Annotated in this window: 19 protein-coding genes; 6 read left to right on the plus strand and 13 right to left on the minus strand. The window is 39.7% G+C overall.

Annotated elements, in window-relative coordinates; translation table 11 throughout:
• Positions 1 to 69: 69 nt before the first annotated feature.
• The 13 genes from H6G79_RS24265 to H6G79_RS24320 all read right to left on the minus strand — a co-directional run bounded on the left by H6G79_RS24265 (position 70) and on the right by H6G79_RS24320 (position 10,908).
• Complete coding sequence (locus H6G79_RS24265; RefSeq protein ID WP_190592561.1) at positions 70 to 2,364, minus strand: methyl-accepting chemotaxis protein; 2,295 nt, start codon at positions 2,362 to 2,364, stop codon at positions 70 to 72.
• A gap of 61 nt (positions 2,365 to 2,425) precedes the next feature.
• Positions 2,426 to 2,923, minus strand: coding sequence for a chemotaxis protein CheW (locus H6G79_RS24270; RefSeq protein WP_190592560.1), 498 nt, complete (start codon positions 2,921 to 2,923; stop codon positions 2,426 to 2,428).
• Between the two features lie 3 nt (positions 2,924 to 2,926).
• A complete protein-coding gene (locus tag H6G79_RS24275) occupies positions 2,927 to 3,304 on the minus strand; it encodes a PleD family two-component system response regulator (protein ID WP_190592559.1) in 378 nt (125 codons plus the stop codon).
• Positions 3,305 to 3,336: 32 nt separating this feature from the next.
• On the minus strand, positions 3,337 to 4,389 hold the full coding sequence (locus tag H6G79_RS24280) for a response regulator (RefSeq protein WP_190592558.1): 1,053 nt from the start codon (positions 4,387 to 4,389) through the stop codon (positions 3,337 to 3,339).
• 556 nt (positions 4,390 to 4,945) lie between these two features.
• Positions 4,946 to 5,083, minus strand: coding sequence for a hypothetical protein (locus H6G79_RS24285; protein WP_190592557.1), 138 nt, complete (start codon positions 5,081 to 5,083; stop codon positions 4,946 to 4,948).
• 947 nt (positions 5,084 to 6,030) lie between these two features.
• Positions 6,031 to 6,210: a DUF6760 family protein gene (locus H6G79_RS37675; RefSeq protein ID WP_313934165.1), complete on the minus strand. Its 180-nt coding sequence runs from the start codon at positions 6,208 to 6,210 to the stop codon at positions 6,031 to 6,033.
• Entirely contained in the window at positions 6,174 to 6,545 is a 372-nt protein-coding gene (locus H6G79_RS24290) for a phage tail assembly protein (protein ID WP_190592556.1), read from the minus strand. The genes H6G79_RS37675 and H6G79_RS24290 overlap by 37 nt, the downstream gene beginning before the upstream one ends.
• Positions 6,546 to 6,593: 48 nt before the next feature.
• The gene (locus tag H6G79_RS24295; RefSeq protein WP_190592555.1) at positions 6,594 to 6,902 is read right to left on the minus strand and encodes a hypothetical protein; all 309 of its coding nucleotides are present in this window, start codon (positions 6,900 to 6,902) and stop codon (positions 6,594 to 6,596) included.
• 1 nt (position 6,903) lies between these two features.
• On the minus strand, positions 6,904 to 7,395 hold the full coding sequence (locus tag H6G79_RS24300; protein WP_190592554.1) for a phage tail protein: 492 nt from the start codon (positions 7,393 to 7,395) through the stop codon (positions 6,904 to 6,906).
• 127 nt (positions 7,396 to 7,522) lie between these two features.
• Positions 7,523 to 7,987 carry a phage tail protein gene (locus tag H6G79_RS24305; RefSeq protein ID WP_190592553.1) on the minus strand — a complete coding sequence of 155 codons (465 nt, stop codon included), beginning with the start codon at positions 7,985 to 7,987 and terminating at the stop codon, positions 7,523 to 7,525.
• Between the two features lie 55 nt (positions 7,988 to 8,042).
• Positions 8,043 to 8,528 carry a phage tail protein gene (locus H6G79_RS24310; RefSeq protein WP_190592552.1) on the minus strand — a complete coding sequence of 162 codons (486 nt, stop codon included), beginning with the start codon at positions 8,526 to 8,528 and terminating at the stop codon, positions 8,043 to 8,045.
• Positions 8,529 to 8,615: 87 nt separating this feature from the next.
• The gene (locus H6G79_RS24315) at positions 8,616 to 10,286 is read right to left on the minus strand and encodes a phage tail sheath C-terminal domain-containing protein (RefSeq protein WP_190592551.1); all 1,671 of its coding nucleotides are present in this window, start codon (positions 10,284 to 10,286) and stop codon (positions 8,616 to 8,618) included.
• 79 nt (positions 10,287 to 10,365) lie between these two features.
• Entirely contained in the window at positions 10,366 to 10,908 is a 543-nt protein-coding gene (locus tag H6G79_RS24320) for a Pvc16 family protein (protein ID WP_190592550.1), read from the minus strand.
• A 588-nt stretch (positions 10,909 to 11,496) separates the two neighbouring features.
• Here H6G79_RS24320 and H6G79_RS24325 point away from each other — a divergent pair.
• From H6G79_RS24325 to H6G79_RS24350, 6 genes are all read left to right on the plus strand, one after another.
• A complete protein-coding gene (locus H6G79_RS24325) occupies positions 11,497 to 12,687 on the plus strand; it encodes a sensor histidine kinase KdpD (protein ID WP_190592549.1) in 1,191 nt (396 codons plus the stop codon).
• Between the two features lie 192 nt (positions 12,688 to 12,879).
• Positions 12,880 to 13,563: a response regulator transcription factor gene (locus H6G79_RS24330; protein ID WP_190592548.1), complete on the plus strand. Its 684-nt coding sequence runs from the start codon at positions 12,880 to 12,882 to the stop codon at positions 13,561 to 13,563.
• 226 nt (positions 13,564 to 13,789) lie between these two features.
• Complete coding sequence (locus tag H6G79_RS24335) at positions 13,790 to 15,055, plus strand: DUF4255 domain-containing protein (RefSeq protein WP_190592547.1); 1,266 nt, start codon at positions 13,790 to 13,792, stop codon at positions 15,053 to 15,055.
• 266 nt (positions 15,056 to 15,321) lie between these two features.
• Positions 15,322 to 17,292, plus strand: a complete 1,971-nt coding sequence (locus H6G79_RS24340) for an ATP-binding protein (RefSeq protein WP_190592546.1) — start codon at positions 15,322 to 15,324, stop codon at positions 17,290 to 17,292.
• Positions 17,293 to 17,455: 163 nt separating this feature from the next.
• Positions 17,456 to 19,015: a DUF4157 domain-containing protein gene (locus H6G79_RS24345; protein ID WP_190592545.1), complete on the plus strand. Its 1,560-nt coding sequence runs from the start codon at positions 17,456 to 17,458 to the stop codon at positions 19,013 to 19,015.
• Positions 19,016 to 19,251: 236 nt separating this feature from the next.
• On the plus strand, positions 19,252 to 20,802 hold the full coding sequence (locus H6G79_RS24350) for a hypothetical protein (protein WP_190592544.1): 1,551 nt from the start codon (positions 19,252 to 19,254) through the stop codon (positions 20,800 to 20,802).
• Positions 20,803 to 20,804 lie beyond the last annotated feature (2 nt).

The following is a 20,804-nucleotide window of genomic DNA, read 5'->3' on the forward strand; positions in this document are numbered from 1 at the left end:
TTAATAATTAGTCATTGGTCATTAGTCACTTGTCATTTGTCATTCGTCAACAAAGGACAAGTGACAAAATCAATTCACTTTAAAAGTCTCAACAGTCTCTTGCAACTTATGAGAAATTTCGACAGTTTGTTTGAGAGATTGGCAAACAGAGCTAGAAGAATCTCTGGTACGCTGAGAAATGGCAGCGATTTCTTGCATTAACAAGCTGACAGTTTGCGATGTTTGCACTTGAGATGCAGTTGCAGAAGAAATAGACTGTACTAAAGAATCAATTTGACGAGAAACATCAAAAATCTGTCCGAGATTTTGTTTGGCTTCTTCTACTACCCGCGCACCTTCACCAACTTGGGTAGTACCAATTTCCATCGCTTGCACAACGGCGCTGGTTTCTCGTTGAATGTTCTCGACAATTTGTTCAATTTCTTGGGTAGCTGCGGCGCTACGGGCTGCTAACTCACCTACTTCTTCGGCTACCACAGCAAAACCTTGTCCTTCTTCACCTGCGCGGGCGGCTTCGATACCTGCGTTGATGGCGAGTAAGTTGGTTTGCATGGCAATTTGATTAATTAAAGAGACGACGCGAGAAATTTGTTGGGAAGACTCGCCTAAACGTTTAACTTTTTGGGCAGTTTCGCCGACAGTTTCCCGCAGAGACAGAATATTCTGCACTGTTAAATACATCGCTTCTTCACTCTTAGAAGCATTTTGGGCGGCGTTATTCGCCACGGTAGCGGCTTGTTCCGCACTATTGGCTACTGCTTGCATAGAATGAGTCATATTATCCACAGCATCTAAGGCGCGGTTAATTTCCTCGGCTTGTACTAGGGCTTCGTCGGCAAGTTTTTGAATAGCTGTTTCGTTGGAACCAATAGCCGTGTTGACTTGGGTAGCTGCTTGTTTAACTTGGGTGACGATATCTCGCAAACTCTCGACAATAGAGTTGAAAAAGTCAGCCACAGTGCCAATTTCGCCATCTGTAACATCTGCGCGGACTGTTAAGTCACCTCTAGCTGCACCTTCGATGTCGTTGAGTAGTTCTAAGAGTTGCAGTTGTAAGGCTTCTTGTGTGGGGCGTTCTTCTGGGGATGTGGCTTGAATGATGGTTTTGGTATGGTCAATTTCAACTTGTTCGTTGACTAATACCTGCAATTTGGCAGCCATGTGATCAATATTGGCACTTAATACGCCTAATTCGTCTTCTCTTTGGGAGGCGAGGCGGGTGTTGAGTTCACCTTGTCCGAGTTTGGCGACGGCGGCGGTGGCATTGATGATGGGCTGTGTGGTACGTTTGGCTAACCAAGCTGCGATCGCTGCTACAATTATTCCAATCAAGGCTATGCCAATCGTGACAATCCACAACAATTGTTGTTGTGTACCGTATAAAATTGCCGCATCATTGATGAGTAATACTTGCCAATTTAAATCAGATAAACCTGCAATTTTGGGTGCTGGGACGTAACTAATTAATTGCCGTTTACGCTGGCTTTGGGGAACGGTTGTGAGTGTAGCAATATTATTGGTGGTGAGAATTTTGGCTAAACCAGGATATTCGGCTTTTGCTTCTTTGCCTAATAATTCTGGGCGTGAACTTAAGAAAACTTTGCCAGAGTTATCTATTAAAGCATATTGATAGCCATTCACAGCATAGTTTTTGAGGGTTTCGGCTAAAGCTTTGGTTGGGAGACTAGTTCTGACTATGCCTAAAGTTTTACCTGTGGTGCTATTTTTAATTGGGGCAGCAAGATAAATATCACTAGACTTTTCTGGCTGTATAATCACAGCCGCATCTTTGAGTAGTGTCGCCTGAAAATAACTATTGTCTTTTTGGTTCTCTATCGGTTCACCCGAAGATTGAACAATCACATTGCCTTCGGTATCAAAGACCGCAATACTATTATAATTTTGATAATTGGTGAGGATTTTATCGAGTAACGCCTGCTTTTCTGAATTATTAGTATTGCTGGTGAGGTTGCCCTTGGCAAATAAAGGCGAGTTAGCCAGGATTTGAATATCTCCATATCTGTCGGACATAAAGCGGTTAACTTTCTCAGTTAAATCAACAGCTTCCGTCGTTTGAGATTGGGTAATTTGTTTGGTTAAGGATTTACTGGTTAGATGGTAGGCGATCGCACCAATGAATAAGGCTGGTATAGTACTGATGGCGATCGCTAAAATTGTGGCTTTAGTTTCTAAACTCAGCCTTTTAAAATTCCCACCCAAATTCGGCTGTGTTTCGCCATCAGAATTAACTGTCTGAGAACTAGTCTTCAGAGATATCTTATTCTCAGAAACCTTGCTAGATGCAATTAACGAAGCACGATTTATTCCATCACCACTCTTAGCCGTATCAGTTTTATTAAACATGCTGAACTTCTCCTGCATAGGTACATCAAAAAATATTTAAAGTTATCTGTTATCAGATAACTTAATCACTGCGGAGAATAGAAGACTGCACAATTGCTTGTGCATCTAACGCCAGTAAAATTTCTTCTTGCTGTACAACACATCCGCGCAAATAAGGAACTAAACTAGATGCTACTTGCCCAATTGGAGAATGAATCTCGTCAACCAAAATTTTAGTTGTTCCCTTAATTTCTTGTACAACTAAACCTAAAAGCAGTGATTCTGCTTTAATCACAATGACGTTATACTGTTGTCTTCTTGTATCTATCGCTTCTAAATTCAGCATTCGGGGTAAATCAATCGCCCAAATTATTCGACTACGCCAATTCATCAAGCCTAAAATACATCCCGGCATATTGGGCATAGGCGTTATCGCTTCTACAGGCAAAATCACGGCTTCTTGAGTGTGATTCATTGCCAATATTGCCGCCGTTTGTTGATTTAGCTGAAACTTTAAATAGCCATCTCCTAGATGATTTTGGAGTGGTTTTTCCGCAAGGATGACGTTAGTATTATTCATTGATTAAAGCACCACTGATTTAATAGCTCTTAATAACTGTTCTCTGGTGTATGGTTTAGTCAGATACACATCTGCCCCTTGTTTCATAGCCCATAATCTATCAATTTCGAGATTTTTGGAGCTACAAATAACTATGGGTAACTTTTGGGTTGCGGGATTTTTTTTCAGTGAACGGCACAACTCAAAACCGCTCATTCCTGGCATCACAACATCAGTTACAATCACATCTGGCGTTTGTGAAATAGCTTGCTCTAAAGCTTCTTTTGCACCACTAGCTTTGATAACGTTATAGCCACTTTCTTTGAGATAATGGCTCATCAATTCTAATTCGCTGGGTGAATCTTCAACAATTAAAATTGTGCCAACCAAAGTTAAACTCACTCCTAATTCTCCTTATTGTAGTTAAGACAGTATTATTTAATATGTTTAAACACAATTTTCAGCAATTCTGATTGAGTAAAAGGTTTAGTTAAATAGCCAGATGATCTGACCATTTTGGCTTTTGCTCTATCAATAAATCCTGTCCTTCCAGTCACCATAATGATGGGTGTATTTTTAAAGGCTGAATGCCTACGTAACAATGAACAAAGTTCATAACCATCTAAGTTAGGCATTTCAACATCTAGCAAAATCAAGTCAGGCTTACTGCGGAGAATCTGCATTAATGCCTTAACTGGATCATTAATTGTCACCACTGAAAATGTATTTTCATCTAAAAATAATTTGATAGAATTTAATACAGTTTGACTATCATCAATACAGGCAACTGTACATAAGCTATTTCTTTCCCGTGGCTTGATATGTTTTTGATTGCCATTTTCGCCAGAGTCAAAATTGTTATTTTTGGTTAATGTCTTTTTCTGCGATAGCGCATTAATTGATGGTAAAACTGGCGAACCTTTAGCAACATTCGCTGGTTGCTGGGTATGGTAACGATGTCGTAGTTGTCTTTGGCAATATTCCACTACCAAACGCAAGTCTAACTGGCAGAATTTTGGTAGTTCATTCCAGGAACTGTCAGGATAAAATTCGTAGGTTCCTTCTTTTAAAATTAAAAATGATTCCAGCACCTCTTTAGCTAATTCGTCTACTAAAGTAGCTGCTTGCATAGAACTAATGTAACGCTGCTCTACTAACCAACAAATTGCTTGGTAATCTGGATATGGGATTGACAGATTTTCATTGGCTGGTTCAAACATCAGTCGCATTTGGACGCGAGTTGCACTATTGAGCGAGGGAATATTTAAACTCAAGCGCCGCAACTGATTATCAAGCCTCTCAAACACCTTATCAGATGAAGAAGCATAAGTCAGTTTACCTTCTTCAAGATGAATTGACCATGAAGTTGAACCAGTAAATACACGTAAGCAACCCGTCGCACGCCGACTAGTTAGCTGTGCTAATAAAGATAGTGGATGTAGTTTTTGGATTAACCGGTGACTACTCATAGGAGTTAGATTTTGCATTTACTTCAGCTACATTCAAGACGTTTCATATAAATTCGTACATTTTTAGTTACTATTCCCCATAAAACTCAGTTCTTGCGTCAAAAATACTACAAATACTTAAGTTTAAATTTAGGGGATCGTAACTTGATGCTGTGGCTGTTGGCATTTACATCTTTTATTTATATGGGTAATGAAAAGTTAAATTAATTACTGCTGTTGAAATTGTCAGCATCAGGAGAGTTAACTTTACCAACAGTAAAAATTAAAACTATCCCCTGACTTTTCATCAACTTTTAGATAAGCAAATCTTAAAGAACACTGCTAAATTAGCAAAATTTAACTAGATTTTTCTCAGTGGTTACACTTAAAAAAAATCAGCTTTGTCCAAATCCGACATAATGTAATGTTTAGTTAAGTAAGATTACCGGGAATTTACATAAATTCATCGGATGTAATCACCTCTAGTCGTTGTTAGCGGAATTGTCTATATGATTCCCACGGAAAGTCTAAATATTGGTTGTCTTAATGAAACTTCAACAGTTTACTTGCTAGACTATTTGCTTGACACGTAGTACTATAAAGCAAAATGTAAGTATTTCAACAATTTTTTGTAAACTCGGATAAAATTACGGATGTAATAAACTTGGGTTAATATTCTGAGTGTGATTGACTTATGTGCGATCGCCAAACAGGTAAGCTCAGATTTCGTCATAATATGACACTGCAAAGATGTACAAAAAAAGGCTTGGGTGAACCAAGCCTTTATGTATACCAAGCATTTACTACACCAAGCTTAATTTATCCCAGGTCATCCGTTAGTTCATCTCTCTAAAGGATGTATACAAATAATTAAATAACTGATAATACAAAAATCAAAAATTATCTTTTTCGGCTTAAACTACCCATCAATAAACATAAATATATTTTTCCAAAAATCAAACAACAAAAAAGGTTTGGTCAAGAGCCAAACCTTAAAAATTGCTGTGCTTAACAACGTACTCAATTAATTTATGATTTTCTTTCATAGACCTCATCTATCTTGAGGATGTACCTAAACAACAGGCAAATTGATATGAGCTTAAGACAGAAAGTAACCACTTCTAAATAACACATAAATTGCGGGCATATTACATAATATAAATACAGCAAATATTTTAATAATTACTACTTTGAAAATAAATTTGTTTGTCTCAAAAATATGAAAAAGGCTTGGACATTAGCCAAGCCCATATATACCAGGTGTTTACCATATCTAGATAATTTATCTCCTTACTAGATGTAGTTCATCTTCCTTCTAGTTGTGTACAAAAATTAGAAATTATGATATGCGAATAACGAAGATAAGGGAGACTTTGATAAATCATTTATGATTACCCTATTAATTTTGAACATAATATATTTCACCTATCTGTCTAAGGATAGAAACAATTTAGTTACATCTGAGATTTATGGTAAAATTTATTCTGAAATAACCAGTTATTTTGTAGCGTTTATTTTCTTACAACACCATCAATCATAAAAAAGGTTTAGCCTTGAGCTAAACCTCTGTAGAAAGCAGTTATTTGACACACCAGAATAAATTTAGACTGAGTTAAATAGTAGGGCATCTTCCTAAAGTATGTACCCAAAAATTTGCCTATATGATATAAAGTTTCTCAGTTACTCTGGCTGGACTATTTTACCGATTTCATTCACCCAGCGTTGACGCTCAGAATGTTCTAAAGTGATAATATCTGCTAAACTCCAGTGGAAATGAAATGCAATACAGGCTACCTCCTCATGTAGTAAATCTGAGGGGTAGCCTATGATTCCCCCACTAAAGCCAACTCCACTTGAAATTTAGTCTGACATTGGGGACACTGGACAGGAATTTCTGCATCGCCTTGCTGATTAATTCGATTGTAAAACTCTCGCAAATATGCCAAATCTTTAGAGAAAAGATTTTCCAGTAAACTTGGAGTAATTTCTGTTAAATCTCCCAAACGAGTAATTACTTGTGAGAGCATAACAATAGCAGCATAAGTGACATTTTCCTGAGCAGCCCGATTTTTTTGGACAATGATTTCATCCTTTGCTGTCGCCAACCGCATCACACCTTGGCGATGCAAATTCCCCTCAGTATCTAATAAACCTCTAGGAAGAGTAAAATTAAATTCTGTATAAATGCTTGTCATTGGTTACTTGTTATTTGTCATTTGTGATTTTCTTCTACTCCCTATTTCCTACTCTCCACTCCCCACTTCTTCTAATTCATTAATTTGACGATAAAAATTTTGTAAATAGCTTAAATCACAGGCGAAAAAATCTTCCACAACCGCAGGTGTCACTTCATCTAAAGCACCTAATTTAGTAATGACACGAGATAAAATAATGACTGTTGCATAAGCTGGATTTGACTTTACACGGGGGTCACGTAAAGGAATAATTTCATCCATCGCTCTGGATAAACGCATCACACCTTTACGGTGTAAATTACCATCTGCATCAAGATACCCTTTCGGTAAAGTAAATTCAAATTCAGTTTGCAACATTCTATGCTACTTTTACTCGTTTTAATTCTTCTACTACTACTTCTATTTCTTCAATTTCATGTTCACTACCAGAGGCACTCACATCATTAATTTTATAATTAGCAGGCCAAGCATTTTTAAATTCTAATCTAAATTTTTCTTCCGCAGCTTGATTATAAATGACCAAAGAACCATCACGTCTTTCGTCACCCCATTTACTTTCTTGTACAGCCGCTAACCAATTCCACATAGTCATAGAAATAGTTAAACCACGCCGTAACACAATATTAGAATAAGATATATTACCAGGGATTTTTGTAGTGATAATTCTACCACTTGTATTACCACTTTTCCCCCAAGTTTGGGGAGTAACTTCGGAAATTTCTATTACTTTTTGTGTAGTTTGAAAACCTTGGCATTCCATAAAATAGCCATCCACAGGTTCTTGGCTACCAGTAAGCTTTAATTCCAGATAAAATCGGCTATTCGTCAGAATTTCGGGAAAGTCAGCCATATATTTTACTATATAAAATATGAAATAAAAGTCTGAAGTGGGAAGGTAGGAGGCAAAAGGTATGATTTTAATTTCATACTTCACACTTCACACTTCACACTTCACACTTCACACTTCACACTTCTACTTACTTCTTCCTTTCAAAATAAGTAAAACCAACGGTGACTGTTTCAGTTAATAAATCACCACTACCTGCTGTAAAATCACCTGTTCCGTAGCTGGTAGGAAAGACATCTGTAAATTCGTATTGAATTTTTTCTTGCTCACCATCATAGATAGAAAGTTTACCTAATTTCCGGCTCTTGCGTCCTTCTGATTTACCACCTGAAAGAGCTTCAGCATGGCATTTGTTATACCAATCAAGCAGTTGTTTAGAATCAGCAGTTGCTACACACTCAATGGTGATTTCTGAGCATTCTACACCACCGATAGTAGCTTGGGTTTGAGTTTTACCATCTTTGGTGACACCAATAGGTGCATCTCCACCTGCAACTATCATTTTCATTTGCATTCCACTGATTTTCTGAATTAAAATTTCTGTCAGTCCGTCAGCTTCCCAGTAGAACTTGGCATTAGAGATATACTCTGGCATAAATCAACCTCCAGATAAATAGGTAATAATTAATTAACTAAAAATTAGGCAAAATCTATTTTTTGCGATTCATATTTTCACAAGTTAAAGTGTAAGTTTCTTCAATATAATCGTTGCCATTCACATCTAAATCTCCGATTTTATATTGAGAAGGCCAAGCTTCTTTTAATTCCCAACGCATTACTTCATTGCCATCAGTATCGTAGGCAACTATAGCTCCAGTTTTTTTACTGTCTGCCCATTTGCCTTCACCTTTTTCAGTTTTGGGCATACATTTTTTAAACCAATCATACATTTTTTTGCTGGTGCTATCACTATCCCCACTCATAAGGGTAGAAACGTCAATTGTAAATAGTCCTTCAAATCCAGCCGAGTTAATTTGTCTGACAGTAACGCCACCTTTTGTAGACATTAAAGGTTTATCTTGACCTTTGACTTTAGCTTCAAATTTGACACCACCAATTTTGCTAAAAGCCATATCGGTCATGCCATCAATTTCAAAGTAGAAATTACTAGCAGCAATTGGTTTTAATTCAGGCATCTTTGTAGTTCCTTAGTTTGTAATAGAGGGTACAAGGGTGTGAGGGTGTAGGGGAGTATGGTTTCCCTTACACCTCTGCACCTACTTTTATTGGTTAGGAGACCATTGACTAAAGCGGAAGATGACAAATTCCGCCGGACGCACAGGACAAACACCAACTTCGATGTACAACCGCCCCAACATCATGGTTTCGTGGGTATTAATGCTGGAGTCGCATTTGACGTAAAAAGCTTCCGCAGCCGAAGCACCAAATAAAGCACCTTCCCGCCAGAGTCTTTCTAGGAAGTTACTGACGGTACGAGTCACACGCGCCCATAAGTCTTGGTCGTTGGGTTCAAATACTACCCATTGAGTACCGAGTTCTACGGATTTCTCGATATAGCTCATCAAGCGGCGGACACTGATATAACGCCATTGCACGTTATCTGGTTCGACCAATGTGCGAGCGCCCCAAATGCGGATACCACGGTTGGGGAAAGTACGGATACAGTTAATACCTAGTGGGTTGAGTAATTCTTGTTCGCGGAGGTTGGTTTCGTAGGCTAAACCAATGACTCCTCTGGGTGTGTCGTTGGCGGGTGCTTTGTAGACACCGCGAGTTTCATCGGTGCGACACCAAACGCCCAGCATGTGACCGGCGGGAGGAATTAAAATTGGTCTACCACCGTTACGGGGGTTGGGGACTTTAATCCAAGGATAGTAGAGGGCGGCAAATTGCGATCGCCTATTAAATGCACTCAACCACTGAGCAATATGCTGGGGCTTCACCTGGGTGGGAGGTACAGCCGCGCCACCGCCTTTACATGGGGGTGGGTCTAATACTACCATCCGGTTAGGGGCAGTATTTTCACACATACTCACCATCGCTTCCATGATGCCGTGGACTTGATCCAAATCCAAGATGCCGTTTTGATAAGCCCGCATCAAATCAGGAAAAGCAATCATGGTAACTTCATCAATTTCAAAGATACCTTGCATCCCGGTGCGATCGTCTCTCACACCTTGCACATCTCTGGGGAAACGGTCAGGGGTGGAAACTACTGGCGGTGGACTAACTTCGTAATTACCGTTAGCTGGACGGCGAGACAGGGGTTGTCCTGGTGTTTCTAAGTCTGCAACCGTGACAAATTGCGAATCTTGCAAAGCTGTCACCGCATAACTACCCACAGCCGCATCAATTTGCGGGTTCATGGATAAGTGGTCGTATTCTTCTAGAATTTCACCGTTGCGGCTAATTAAGACTTTGAAAAATTCACCAGTATTTACGGGTGGTTCTGTTTCTGGGTTTTCTGGCGGACGCGGTTCACTTTCCGTTACAGAAACGTTAATTCTGCCTTCTGCACCACCGTCATCATCATCTTCAGCTGGCTTAAGGGCAAAACTTAAAGCAGGACGGTTCCCACTGGTGCGAATTTTTAAGGCGGTTTCTTCTGGCGGTGGTGGCTGAGAACCGGGTAGTTTTGTACCGATACTCGCTACCCAACAACGTCCACCACCGTTGAGGAACCAACCATTTACCGCAAAAGGTAAATAAGCATCAAAATCGGTGTAACCATCAGAACCTTGTTTAGCAAAGTATTCTAAATATTCGTTCCACGATGTCACCAGCATCGGTTTAAACAATTCCGCATCGCCTCTGACATCTTCGGTAAAACCGATAAAGCCGGCGATATTCGTACTTACCCCTTCTATGGGGCGACTACCTCGGTCTACTTCTTCAACGTAGACACCAGGTGCAAAATAATCTAATCTTGGCATAACAATTTGGTTTTCCTAATTTTTGAAGTGTGAAGTCTGAAGTATGAAGGATAAAATTTCATACTTCAGACTTCACACTTCAGACTTTTTGTGTTGGTTTTGAAAAGTCAACCAAACTTGGCTCAGTGACAAAATCACTATCCAGGTTTAGGGGAATTGTTAATGTCACATACAAAGCTGGACGCAATGGTACTCCTAACGCATTCCACAAAGCCGCAGCATCCAAAGGATGAATAGCAGAAACGGTCATTGCTAATTCGCCATGACCGCGCAGTGCTGGAGCCAGCACCTCTTCTCGTAATGAATGATGATGCAAAAGTAGTATTAATGCCTCGGATAAGATACGCTGTTCACTTAAACTGGTAAAATCCCAAGCACTTACCAAAAATGAGAGTTCAAACCACCTTGGTGTTAATAAGAATAATTTCCTTTTGTCTGCCGGTTGCTGACAATTAGACTGTTGTTTGTCAACACTTTCTTGAATGTTGTAACAATATAAATTCAGTCTAGGGTTGATATTCTGTTTCACACCAGGATGGTTGAAATCAATTTGCTCTGTACTGAGCAGGGAAATCCCGCCAGCTAAAATTTTTGCTAAAGTCTGGGTAGCAGCTGGGATCATAAAACACAACAGCAGGGTGACTGAAATGCTCCCTTAATCACTCTGGCTGGTAGGTTTTTACCGCCAGTATGAATCTATGGAGATTGAAGCGTTCTTACCAGAGTTCCGCAAGCAAAAAGCAACTACTTTGCTACAAGACTTACGGAAGTTGGCGCAATACGGTTCGGCTAACGTTTTAGTATTTTGAGATCCCCCCAACCCCCCTTAAAAAGGGGGGCTGAAAATTATCTTTTACTCCCTTTTTAAGGGGGTCGCCGTAGGCGGGGGGATCTTAAGCGAACCGTATTGGAAGGTGGAGGGCTGACAGCACAAAATAAACCTTGGAATCAGGCTTTTTTGTTGGCTAATTTGCCACTATTGGGCTAACTCTTTCTAGCTTAGGGATCTAGATGTCTAGCGTTTATTAGACTTTGGTCGATATTGTAAAATTATTGTTTTAAATTCCCCAATTTTACAAGCTGTAGAGTAAGCTGATTTCGTCCGTATTTATACAGTAAGAAGCATAATTTCTCCAAGCAAAAATATTTGAGATTGGGTAGCATTTCTAATGCTTCTGAGTTGCTATAGTGTTTCGGAGTGTAAAATAGGATGAGGGTGGCTACACAAAAATTAACCTCTCAATTGCCGCGACCTTGGTTGGTAAACAATTTAGAAAATAAACTGCCAGAGTTAAATTTTTACCAAATTTGTCAGCTGACTATTCAACAATTAAAAGCCTTGTTGCCAAATGTGGCTATCTGGACGGTTTATTACGATTTAGCAACAGAAAAACGGCAGATAGTGGCAGAGTATAGCACAGAAGATTTATGTTCTGTGCAGATGACACAGGATGACCAAACAAATTCTTTTACGTCTGGGAAATTCCATCCAGATTTTGCATATTTGCAAGCAGAAACTTGGTGGCGAGATGATTTACCAGTTCTACAAGTTACGGAATTGGCAGTATCCGGCGTTTATCATAGCTATGTTTGTCGGATAAGTAAACAGAGTTTGGCAATCGGCGAATATATATTGATATGTACTCATAAATTGCTGTCTGCGGAACAGCAACAGTTACTGCTGGGGAATGCTCAAATATTAAGTAATTATTTAGTGATTTGTCGAGAGCGATCGCAACAACAACAAGAAATCTTAGCTTTATCTCAAATTCTCGGACAAGCAGAACATCAACTGAGAAATCCTTTAGCATTGATTAATCTCTATGCTGAAAATCTGCGCTTGGCATTACCAGAGGGTAGTTTACAAGAACAAGCAATCTTGATTCGCCAAACTGTCGATGAGTTGAGTGGGAAATTAACTGATTTACTTTACCGGGGACAACGGGCAAACTTAAACTTAAAAAAATATAATTTGCAAACAATTACTAGGGAATGTATTAAAACTTTACAGCACTTACTAACAGAAAAAAACTTAACCATTCAATATCCTGAAGAGCCTGTATATGTCACAGTAGATAACTGGCAGATGAAACAGGTGTTTGATAATTTATTAGGAAATGCGATTCATTTTAGTCCAACTGGTGGGACAATCACTTGTAATTGGTGCGCTTATAGTCATGAAGTGTTAATAGAAATTTGCGATCGCGGTTCGGGAATTGCACCAGAAGATTTGAAGCAAATATTTAAGCCTTATTATTCTCGACGATTCGGTGGTACAGGTTTAGGACTAGCGATCGCCCAAAAAATTATCTTGGCACATCAAGGTAACTTATGGGCAGAAAATCTCCCCACAGGTGGCGCTCAATTTTCCTTTACATTACCCCATAAAAGTCAAAAGTAAAAAGGTAAAAGTAAAAAGCAATCAGATTTAATATAGCGTTTTTTATTCCAATGAAATATATTCATCTAGCTTCTAGCCTCTATCTCTTTACTGTACTCAACCGAGCAACGCTATATTGCCAGCTTCTCACAGTTTCAGATGGTTTGCTGACTCAGATTTCAGGCTTTTCTTTAACATCCCAGGCACACTACCATGAATCCTAAAAAAGAGGTAATCTCGATTCTACTTGTTGATGACGAACCGCATTTTCGTCAAGGAATACGCACCTTATTAAACTTTTATACAAGTAGCAGTAATATAGGATTAAATGTAATTGGAGAAGCTGCATCTGTTGAACAAGCAGTAAAATTAACTGTTGAACAACATCCAGCGTTAATCTTACTAGATTTAGAATTACCGCCAGAAAACGGCATTACTGCCCTCAACCGTCTGGGAGAATTATCTTATAACGGCAAAGTATTAATATTATCTGCTCATCAACAAGATGAATGGATATTTCGTGCTATGCAGGCTGGTGCTTGTGGTTATGTATTTAAAGACCAATTAGCAACCCAATTGTGCGAAGCTATCAATACTGTCATTAATCATCAAGTTTATTTACCACCAGCCGTCGCCACTGCCTTTTTTAGATTATTTCACTACTACACAGGCAATTCATTAAACTTTGGTAATCATTGTATTCATCTCACAGAAAGAGAACAAGAAGTTTTAAATTGGTTAGTTCAAGGTGCTTCTAACGAACAAATCGCAGGCCATTTATATATTACAGTCGCCACAGTCAAAGCACATTTAACAGCCATCTTTGAAAAATTAAGCGTCACCAGCCGCACCCAAGCTATTGTCAAAGCTTTAAAACTCGGTTTGGTTTGTCCATGATTAAGTGCTGAGTTGAAAGTGCTGAGTGCTGAGTGCTGAGTGCTGAGTGCTGAGTAATATATGAATAATAACCAGGAGTTTATGAGAAAAATGTTGAGAGACAAGTTGTTAAATATTATTCAACTAAAATCATTACTTTTTACTTTCAAAAACTTTAATGTCTCACTTTCTTCATTACCTAACACTATAAAAATTCACTCAGCACTCAGCACTCAGCACTATAACAATGAGTAACCATTTAGCCATCGCCACTGTCACCGCAACTTTGCAAAGAACATTGCAAGCCAGTGTTCAAATAGATGTGGATGGTGCGCGAGTGACAACCCTAAGACCAGACCGCTTGAATAATGCTACACCAGAAGCAGGAGTGAACATTTATCTTTATGATATTCTGCTGAATAGTGCTTGGCGGAGTGCTGATTTAAGACAACGCTATTCTGATGAGAAATATACTAAACGACAGCAAACAGGTTTAGATTTATACTACTTGTTGACTTGTTACGGTAACGATGTAGAACTAGAACCACAGCGCCTTATGGGTAGTGTTGTTCGCACCTTCAACAGCAAATCGATTCTTACCCAAGCAATGATTCAAGAAACCGTCAGCGATGCAACTTTGACATTTTTAGCTGATTCTAATTTAGCCGAACAAGTAGAAGCGATCGCCATTTCTCCCGTTGATTTGAATATCGAAGAAATTTCCAAAATTTGGACGGTATTTTTTCAAACACCTTATGCTTTATCATTAGCTTATAAAGCCAGTGTGGTGTTAATCGATAGCGGTGAACTTCCGAAAAAACCCTTACCTGTCCGCAATCTTCAGCGTCATGTTACACCATATCAACCTGCGATCGCCCAAATCAAAGTAGTAGAAGAAATAGCAAAAATTTGGCAAACCCAATATGCAGCTACATCCTTAATTCTGGCTGACAGTACATTATTAATTCAAGGAAATAAATTAAGCGCAGATATTACCCAAGTCCGCATCGGTGATATCACAACCACTCCCCAAGATGTGACAGACAAGCAAATCACCTTAAATCTGGCTACTATCCCGGTAGAATCTCTCAGGGCTGGTGTCCAGAGTTTACAAGTAATTCATCCCCAAGCTAAGGTAAATTCTAATGTTGTACCTTTCTTATTACGCCCGACTATTTTAGATATCACTGTATCTAATGTACATGGTAGAGGCAATGAACCGCGATCGGCAGATATCACTATTACTGTTAACTTAAACATTGAGAAAACACAACAAGTAACGTTAGTTTTAACAGAACTTTCCCTCACCCAATTTACTGGTTATTCTACTGATAAAACCAAAAATCGCCGCAATAGTTCTAACTCAATTACCTTTGCAATTCATGATTGTTTACCAGGAAGTTATTTAGTCCGGTTAATTGTAGATGGTGCAGAAAGTTTATTCACAGTTGATGCAGACTCTAACAGTCCCACATTTGAACAATATATCGGGCCAGTAGTTGTTATTTCTTAAATTTTCTATCTTATTAAGACTTATGCAACTGGCATATTTTTTCTGTAGGGTGTGTGACGCAAGGAGAAGATTTGAACGTAGTCATCAGATTTATAGCGTCACGCACCAACCACCAATTGTGACACTTAAGTAAGTATGCACAAATAAACGTCATAGTTCAGATGTGAACAATATAGAGACAAGGTAGGCAAGGGAGAGAGATGTTTATAAAAAATTTAGGATTGCTATAGACAATAGTTAAATTTTCAAAGAAGGATAAATACTAAATGCAATTACAAGTCAATAATTATAATTATTTGATGAATGAACTATCTGTAGTTCGGAATTTATTAGAAAATAATCAAGAAAATTTGCCATTAGAATTGAGTGCTAAAAATACTTGGAATAATGCTGCACTGAATAATCTTTGTCGGATTTTTAGTTTGACAGATTTTGAACGTTATATTTTACTATTGTGCGTTGGTATGGAATTAGACCCAAATTGGGGTTTTTCATGTACCAATGCACCAGGTGGTGTGGGTAAACCTTATCCAAATTTTATGTTGGCTACATTAGTTTTACCTCAAGCACATTGGAATGCTTTAACACCTGATGCACCTTTACGACGTTGGCAGTTAATTCAAATTGCGGAAGGTTCTGGATTGAATCTCAGTCCCTTACGAATTGATGAGCGAATTTTACATTATTTACTAGGGTTGAATAATTTGGATGAGAGATTACAAGGTGTGGTGAAATTTCTGGAACCTCAAAATATTGCCCATGTAAATTCCCATCAGATTTTGGCAGAACAATTAGCAACAACTTGGGCAAATACTAGAGGAGAAACAACCTTACCAATCATTCAATTATGTGGGGATGAAGTAAGTAGTAAAAAAGCGATCGCCTCTACAGCTTGTCAGCTACTTAATCTTAATTTATACATCATGTCAGCAGGTGCAATTACTAACCTGCGAACCAACGAAATCAATGATTTATTGCGGCTTTGGGATCGAGAAGCTATGCTCACCAACAGCGTACTACTATTAGATTGTGAGGAAAGTGATAGTAACGATGCTGCCAAAGAAAGTGCGATCGCTCGTTTGATGACAAATATCTCCAGTCCCCTCATTATTATTAGCCGTGAACGCAGGCGATGTACCCAAAAACCAATAATTGCGATCGACGTTCCCAAACCCACCACCGCCGAACAACGCATCATCTGGCAAAATGCTTTAGGTGAAGTAGCCACCACCCTCAACGGTCACGTAGATACCCTAGTTTCTCACTTCAGCCTCAGCGCCGCCACTATTCATACAGTTTGCACAGAAGCCATAGGTAAATCAAAACTCACCAATCAACTCCCCACTCCCCACTCCCCACTCCCCACTCCCCACTCCTCACTCAGCACTCTATTATGGGATACCTGCCGTTCTCAAGCGCGATCGCGTTTAGATGAATTAGCCCAACCAATTGAATCAGGTGTCACTTGGGATGATTTAGTTTTACCAGAAGCCCAACGCCAAGTTTTACGCGATATTGCAGCCCATGTCCGACAACGGGCTAAAGTCTATGAACAGTGGGGATTTGGCAACAAAGGCGGTAGAGGTTTAGGGATTAGTGCCTTATTTGCGGGTGCTAGTGGTACAGGTAAGACAATGGCTGCTGAAGTCATAGCTAATGAACTGCGTTTAGATTTATACCGTATAGATTTAAGCCAAGTTGTGAGTAAATATATTGGCGAGACAGAGAAAAACTTACGCCGCGTATTTGATGCAGCAGAAGCAGGCGGCGCAATTTTGCTGTTTGATGAAGCAGATGCCTTATTTGGTAAGCGTAGCGAAGTGAAAGACAGCCACGATCGCCACGCTAATATTGAAGTCGGTTACTTACTCCAACGTATGGAATCTTACAGAGGATTAGCGATTCTCACCACCAACTTAAAAGCTTCCTTAGACCAAGCATTTCTGCGCCGGATTCGGTTTATCGTCCAGTTTCCCTTCCCCGATGTCACCCAACGCAACGAGATTTGGCAACGCATCTTTCCGCAGCAAACACCCACCCAAGATTTAGACTTTAGTAAATTGGCAAAATTGAATGTATCCGGCGGTAATATTCGTAACATTGCTTTGAATGCCGCCTTTTTAGCCGCCGATGCAGGGGAAGCGGTAGAAATGAAATATATTTTACAAGCTGCTAAGAGTGAATACGCAAAATTAGAACGACAGTTGACAGATGCTGAGGTCAAAGGTTGGATTTAGCAGAATTATATTTCAGGTAGTAAATTAAAATGCGATCGCCTGCTTTTAACTCTGTGAACAATGGTGGCGATCGCTAACTAATTTCTCAATAATAGTGCCAAAATTGATACTAACTACGTCTGGATGATTCACTACTACTTCACAGATTGGGAGAGTTGAGTAAATGTATACGAGACAATACAAAACAAAAAAGACCTCGACAAATTCTGCTGAAACCTCAACCACCAATCAATTCGCACCACGCCGTTTTGTCGTCCAGCCAGATGAAGAAATCACCAACAACCAAACCTCTGATTTGCAGGCTAAATCAGGCAATAAAAGAAACCTGCCAAATATATCTGTATTTCCTAGCAGTGTGACTCTGCAACCATCACCCATTCAAATGAAGCTTACCATTGGTCAACCGGGTGACAAATACGAACAGGAAGCAGATAGGTTAGCAGCAGATGTTGTTCAGCAAATTAATGCACCAGAAACTCAACAAATTCAGCGTGAAGTAGCACCGGAAGAAGAAGAAGTCCGTATGAAACCCATCTCCGGTAACATTCAGCGTGAAGCAGCACCGGAAGAAGAAGAAGTCCGTATGAAACCAATAGTGCAGCGTTTGTCTGGTGCAGGTGGAATGACTGCAAAACCTGATTTAGAACAGTCAATCCAACAAGCCAGAAGTAGCGGACAGCCACTAACAGAAAGTATCAGAGAACCAATGGAACAAGCCTTTGGCGCTGATTTTAGTGGTGTAAAGATTCACGCTGATGCTCAATCTGACGAGTTAAACCAATCAATTCAAGCAAAAGCCTTCACCACAGGAAAAGATATTTTCTTTCGCCAAGGAGAATATCAGCCAGGAAACCGTGGAGGACAGGAATTAATCGCCCATGAATTGACTCATGTAGTGCAGCAAAGTGGTGGTACGTTAAAGATATCAAAATCTTATGAGCAAGCTATCCAAAGGTTTAAAGACACACTAAATGATACCAGTGATGTCACAGAAGAAGACATAAAAAATGCCCCAAAAGAAAAACTTGAAGAATGGTTACGTAGAGAAGAATCTGATAGCTGGGATGACGAAGGAAACGATCTCGTTCCAACTCCAATAGATAAGGACAGAATAAAAGAGGCGATTGTAGCGATTGAAAAAGCAAATGCAGAGCAAGAAAAATTGAAAGAACTCGGTGTTACTGCCGAACAACTACTTCTTTTTCAAAACATAACGGAAGAGGCTCAGATAATCAAAAAATGTGCCACAACCTGTCAAAATAAAGAATGGAACTTAACAGTAGTCCTGAATTCTCTACAAGGATACAGCCAAGAAGCTCGAAAAACTGCGTTAAGTGTGCTGGCTAAAGGTGAGGTAAACGACACAGAAGCACTGACTACTTTGGCAAGCAACTGGAATGATATGCAGGATAAATCAACAATTAATATCAAAATCAAAACTTTGATTACTCTGATTAAAAGTAAAGCCATCGTAGTGGAGGGTGGAACATACAAAGTTCCTGAACTTACAGGTACAGAGGATACTGCATATACTTTCTACTTCAATGCTGTACAGCGTCTACGTATCAATCCAGAATGGCATGTACATATTACCAGTAGCAAAGAATTAAAAAGACCTGGCTTCAAGAACAAGGGCGACAAGTACAATGTAGGGCCGGGAACCCGCGACGAAACAAAAACACAAGACTCCAAAGAATTGCTGCAAGTATGTCAACAATTCTAATCATCTCCTCAGTAAAGATTTCTGAGATCAAATAAATTTTTAGTTGGCTGAGGATAACAGATAGTTAGTAAAAATTGCTTTAGGATTTTTGAGGGTGATCGCTATCTATGTAAACAAGAGTATCAATATGAGCGATCGCTAATTATCTTCAGTAAGATAGTGCCAAACTTTGACAACAATTTTACCGCAAACCGACGGTGGTTGTTCTGCTGCACAGAAATATCTGGAGGATAACAATGTATCACAGACAACCCAAAGCAGCTAAAACTTCTCCAAATCACTCCGATGCAATAGTTAATCCATTTGCACCCCGTCCTTTTGTTGTCTCCACCGAAGCAGAGGATAGCACCCAAACGCCCAATTTACAACCCCAGGCAGTTAAAAATAATACATCAATTTCTTCAAAAAACTTTGCCAACATCCCCGTTTTTCCTCCTGGTTATCAACCACCGCCACCGCCACGCCTTCAGATGAAACTTGCAATTGGTGAACCAGGAGATAAATCTGAACAAGAAACTGAAACTGTGGTTAAGGAAGCTATGCAACGGCTTGATATACCTGTTGTCATGGCTATTCAGCGCAGTCAAAATCAGATTCTCAACCGAGACATTGACCCTACTCAAGTTCAAGATGGGACAACGCCAATTAACCCCCAAGATATCGATTTAGAAAAAATTGGTCATGGCTTGATTTATGACGACGTTTTGACAGATCAAGATAAAGAATGGTTGAGAGAACAAGGATTTCACGAACAATGGTTTCCTGATGGTAATGTCGTCAATGCTGGTCAGGGATTGAATTATGGATTATTGTTACCGACAGAACAAGGAGTCACAGCCGGAAAGCACCCTGTGTTGGCGTTTCGTGGAACCAGTGATTTAGCAACAGCGTGGCAAGATTTAGATATTAACTCTCCTGGACATGGTGGGATTCAGAATTTACTCAAAGAAGTTCCCACAGGTTACATCGGTAGTCTCGTTTCAAAATCAGGCAAAATAGATGTTACAGGTCACAGTTTAGGCGGCGCATTAGCTCAACATTTTGTTGGTACTCATCCAACTTTGGTGAGACGACTGGTAACATTTCAATCCGCCGCGCCTAATGCCAAACAATATCACAACAATATTGAATCGCTTCCAGAAGAAGAAAGACCAGAGGTAGTTCATCACATTGCTAAAGGCGATATTGTAGATTTAGCCGGAGGAGAACATCTCAAAGGCACATTTTTTGAACATGATCTAGAAACTTCAGGATTAGCAAATTTCTCTACACTCGCCAGAATCAAACAAGCACACACCTCTCAGCTATTAAATACTGAAGATATCGTCGGTGAAGGAGGTCATGGTAGTCATGCTAAAAATATCACCATGATGGAAAATGCCACTCGTCCTTATACAAAATCTCGATTAGTCGAAGCAGGTAGAATGATGGCACTCAATAAAGGTACTGCTGTTGCGGGTGGCTTGTTAGTGGGTGCGGCGGGATTAGCAGGGACAGCAGTAGAAGTTCCCACCAGATTAGCTTACCAAGGTGTGAAAACCGCCGGAAGTGCGATCGCCTCTGGTGCATCAATAGCCGGAAATGCAATCGCCTCTGGTGCATCAATAGCCGGAAATGCGATCGCTTCTGGTGCATCTAAAGCTGGAAGTGCGATCGTTTCTGGTGCATCAATAGCCGGAAATGCGATCGCCTCTGGTGCGTCAATAGCCGGAAGTGCGATCGCTTCTGGTGCGTCATCTCTTTATGAAACTGCCACTAATTTCTTCTCTAAGAACAACCAAGAATAATC

Source organism: Anabaena sp. FACHB-83 (assembly GCF_014697485.1).
Lineage (GTDB): Bacteria > Cyanobacteriota > Cyanobacteriia > Cyanobacteriales > Nostocaceae > Nostoc_B.

Coding starts and splice junctions, on each gene's coding strand:
- H6G79_RS24265 (WP_190592561.1), bottom strand. CDS start 2,364: ATGTTTAATAAAACTGATACGGCTAAGAGTGGTGATGGAATAAATCGT.
- H6G79_RS24270 (WP_190592560.1), bottom strand. CDS start 2,923: ATGAATAATACTAACGTCATCCTTGCGGAAAAACCACTCCAAAATCAT.
- H6G79_RS24280 (WP_190592558.1), bottom strand. CDS start 4,389: ATGCAAAATCTAACTCCTATGAGTAGTCACCGGTTAATCCAAAAACTA.
- H6G79_RS24285 (WP_190592557.1), bottom strand. CDS start 5,083: ATGACGAAATCTGAGCTTACCTGTTTGGCGATCGCACATAAGTCAATC.
- H6G79_RS24290 (WP_190592556.1), bottom strand. CDS start 6,545: ATGACAAGCATTTATACAGAATTTAATTTTACTCTTCCTAGAGGTTTA.
- H6G79_RS24295 (WP_190592555.1), bottom strand. CDS start 6,902: ATGTTGCAAACTGAATTTGAATTTACTTTACCGAAAGGGTATCTTGAT.
- H6G79_RS24300 (WP_190592554.1), bottom strand. CDS start 7,395: ATGGCTGACTTTCCCGAAATTCTGACGAATAGCCGATTTTATCTGGAA.
- H6G79_RS24305 (WP_190592553.1), bottom strand. CDS start 7,987: ATGCCAGAGTATATCTCTAATGCCAAGTTCTACTGGGAAGCTGACGGA.
- H6G79_RS24310 (WP_190592552.1), bottom strand. CDS start 8,528: ATGCCTGAATTAAAACCAATTGCTGCTAGTAATTTCTACTTTGAAATT.
- H6G79_RS24315 (WP_190592551.1), bottom strand. CDS start 10,286: ATGCCAAGATTAGATTATTTTGCACCTGGTGTCTACGTTGAAGAAGTA.
- H6G79_RS24320 (WP_190592550.1), bottom strand. CDS start 10,908: ATGATCCCAGCTGCTACCCAGACTTTAGCAAAAATTTTAGCTGGCGGG.
- H6G79_RS24325 (WP_190592549.1), top strand. CDS start 11,497: ATGAGGGTGGCTACACAAAAATTAACCTCTCAATTGCCGCGACCTTGG.
- H6G79_RS24330 (WP_190592548.1), top strand. CDS start 12,880: ATGAATCCTAAAAAAGAGGTAATCTCGATTCTACTTGTTGATGACGAA.
- H6G79_RS24335 (WP_190592547.1), top strand. CDS start 13,790: ATGAGTAACCATTTAGCCATCGCCACTGTCACCGCAACTTTGCAAAGA.
- H6G79_RS24340 (WP_190592546.1), top strand. CDS start 15,322: ATGCAATTACAAGTCAATAATTATAATTATTTGATGAATGAACTATCT.
- H6G79_RS24345 (WP_190592545.1), top strand. CDS start 17,456: ATGTATACGAGACAATACAAAACAAAAAAGACCTCGACAAATTCTGCT.
- H6G79_RS24350 (WP_190592544.1), top strand. CDS start 19,252: ATGTATCACAGACAACCCAAAGCAGCTAAAACTTCTCCAAATCACTCC.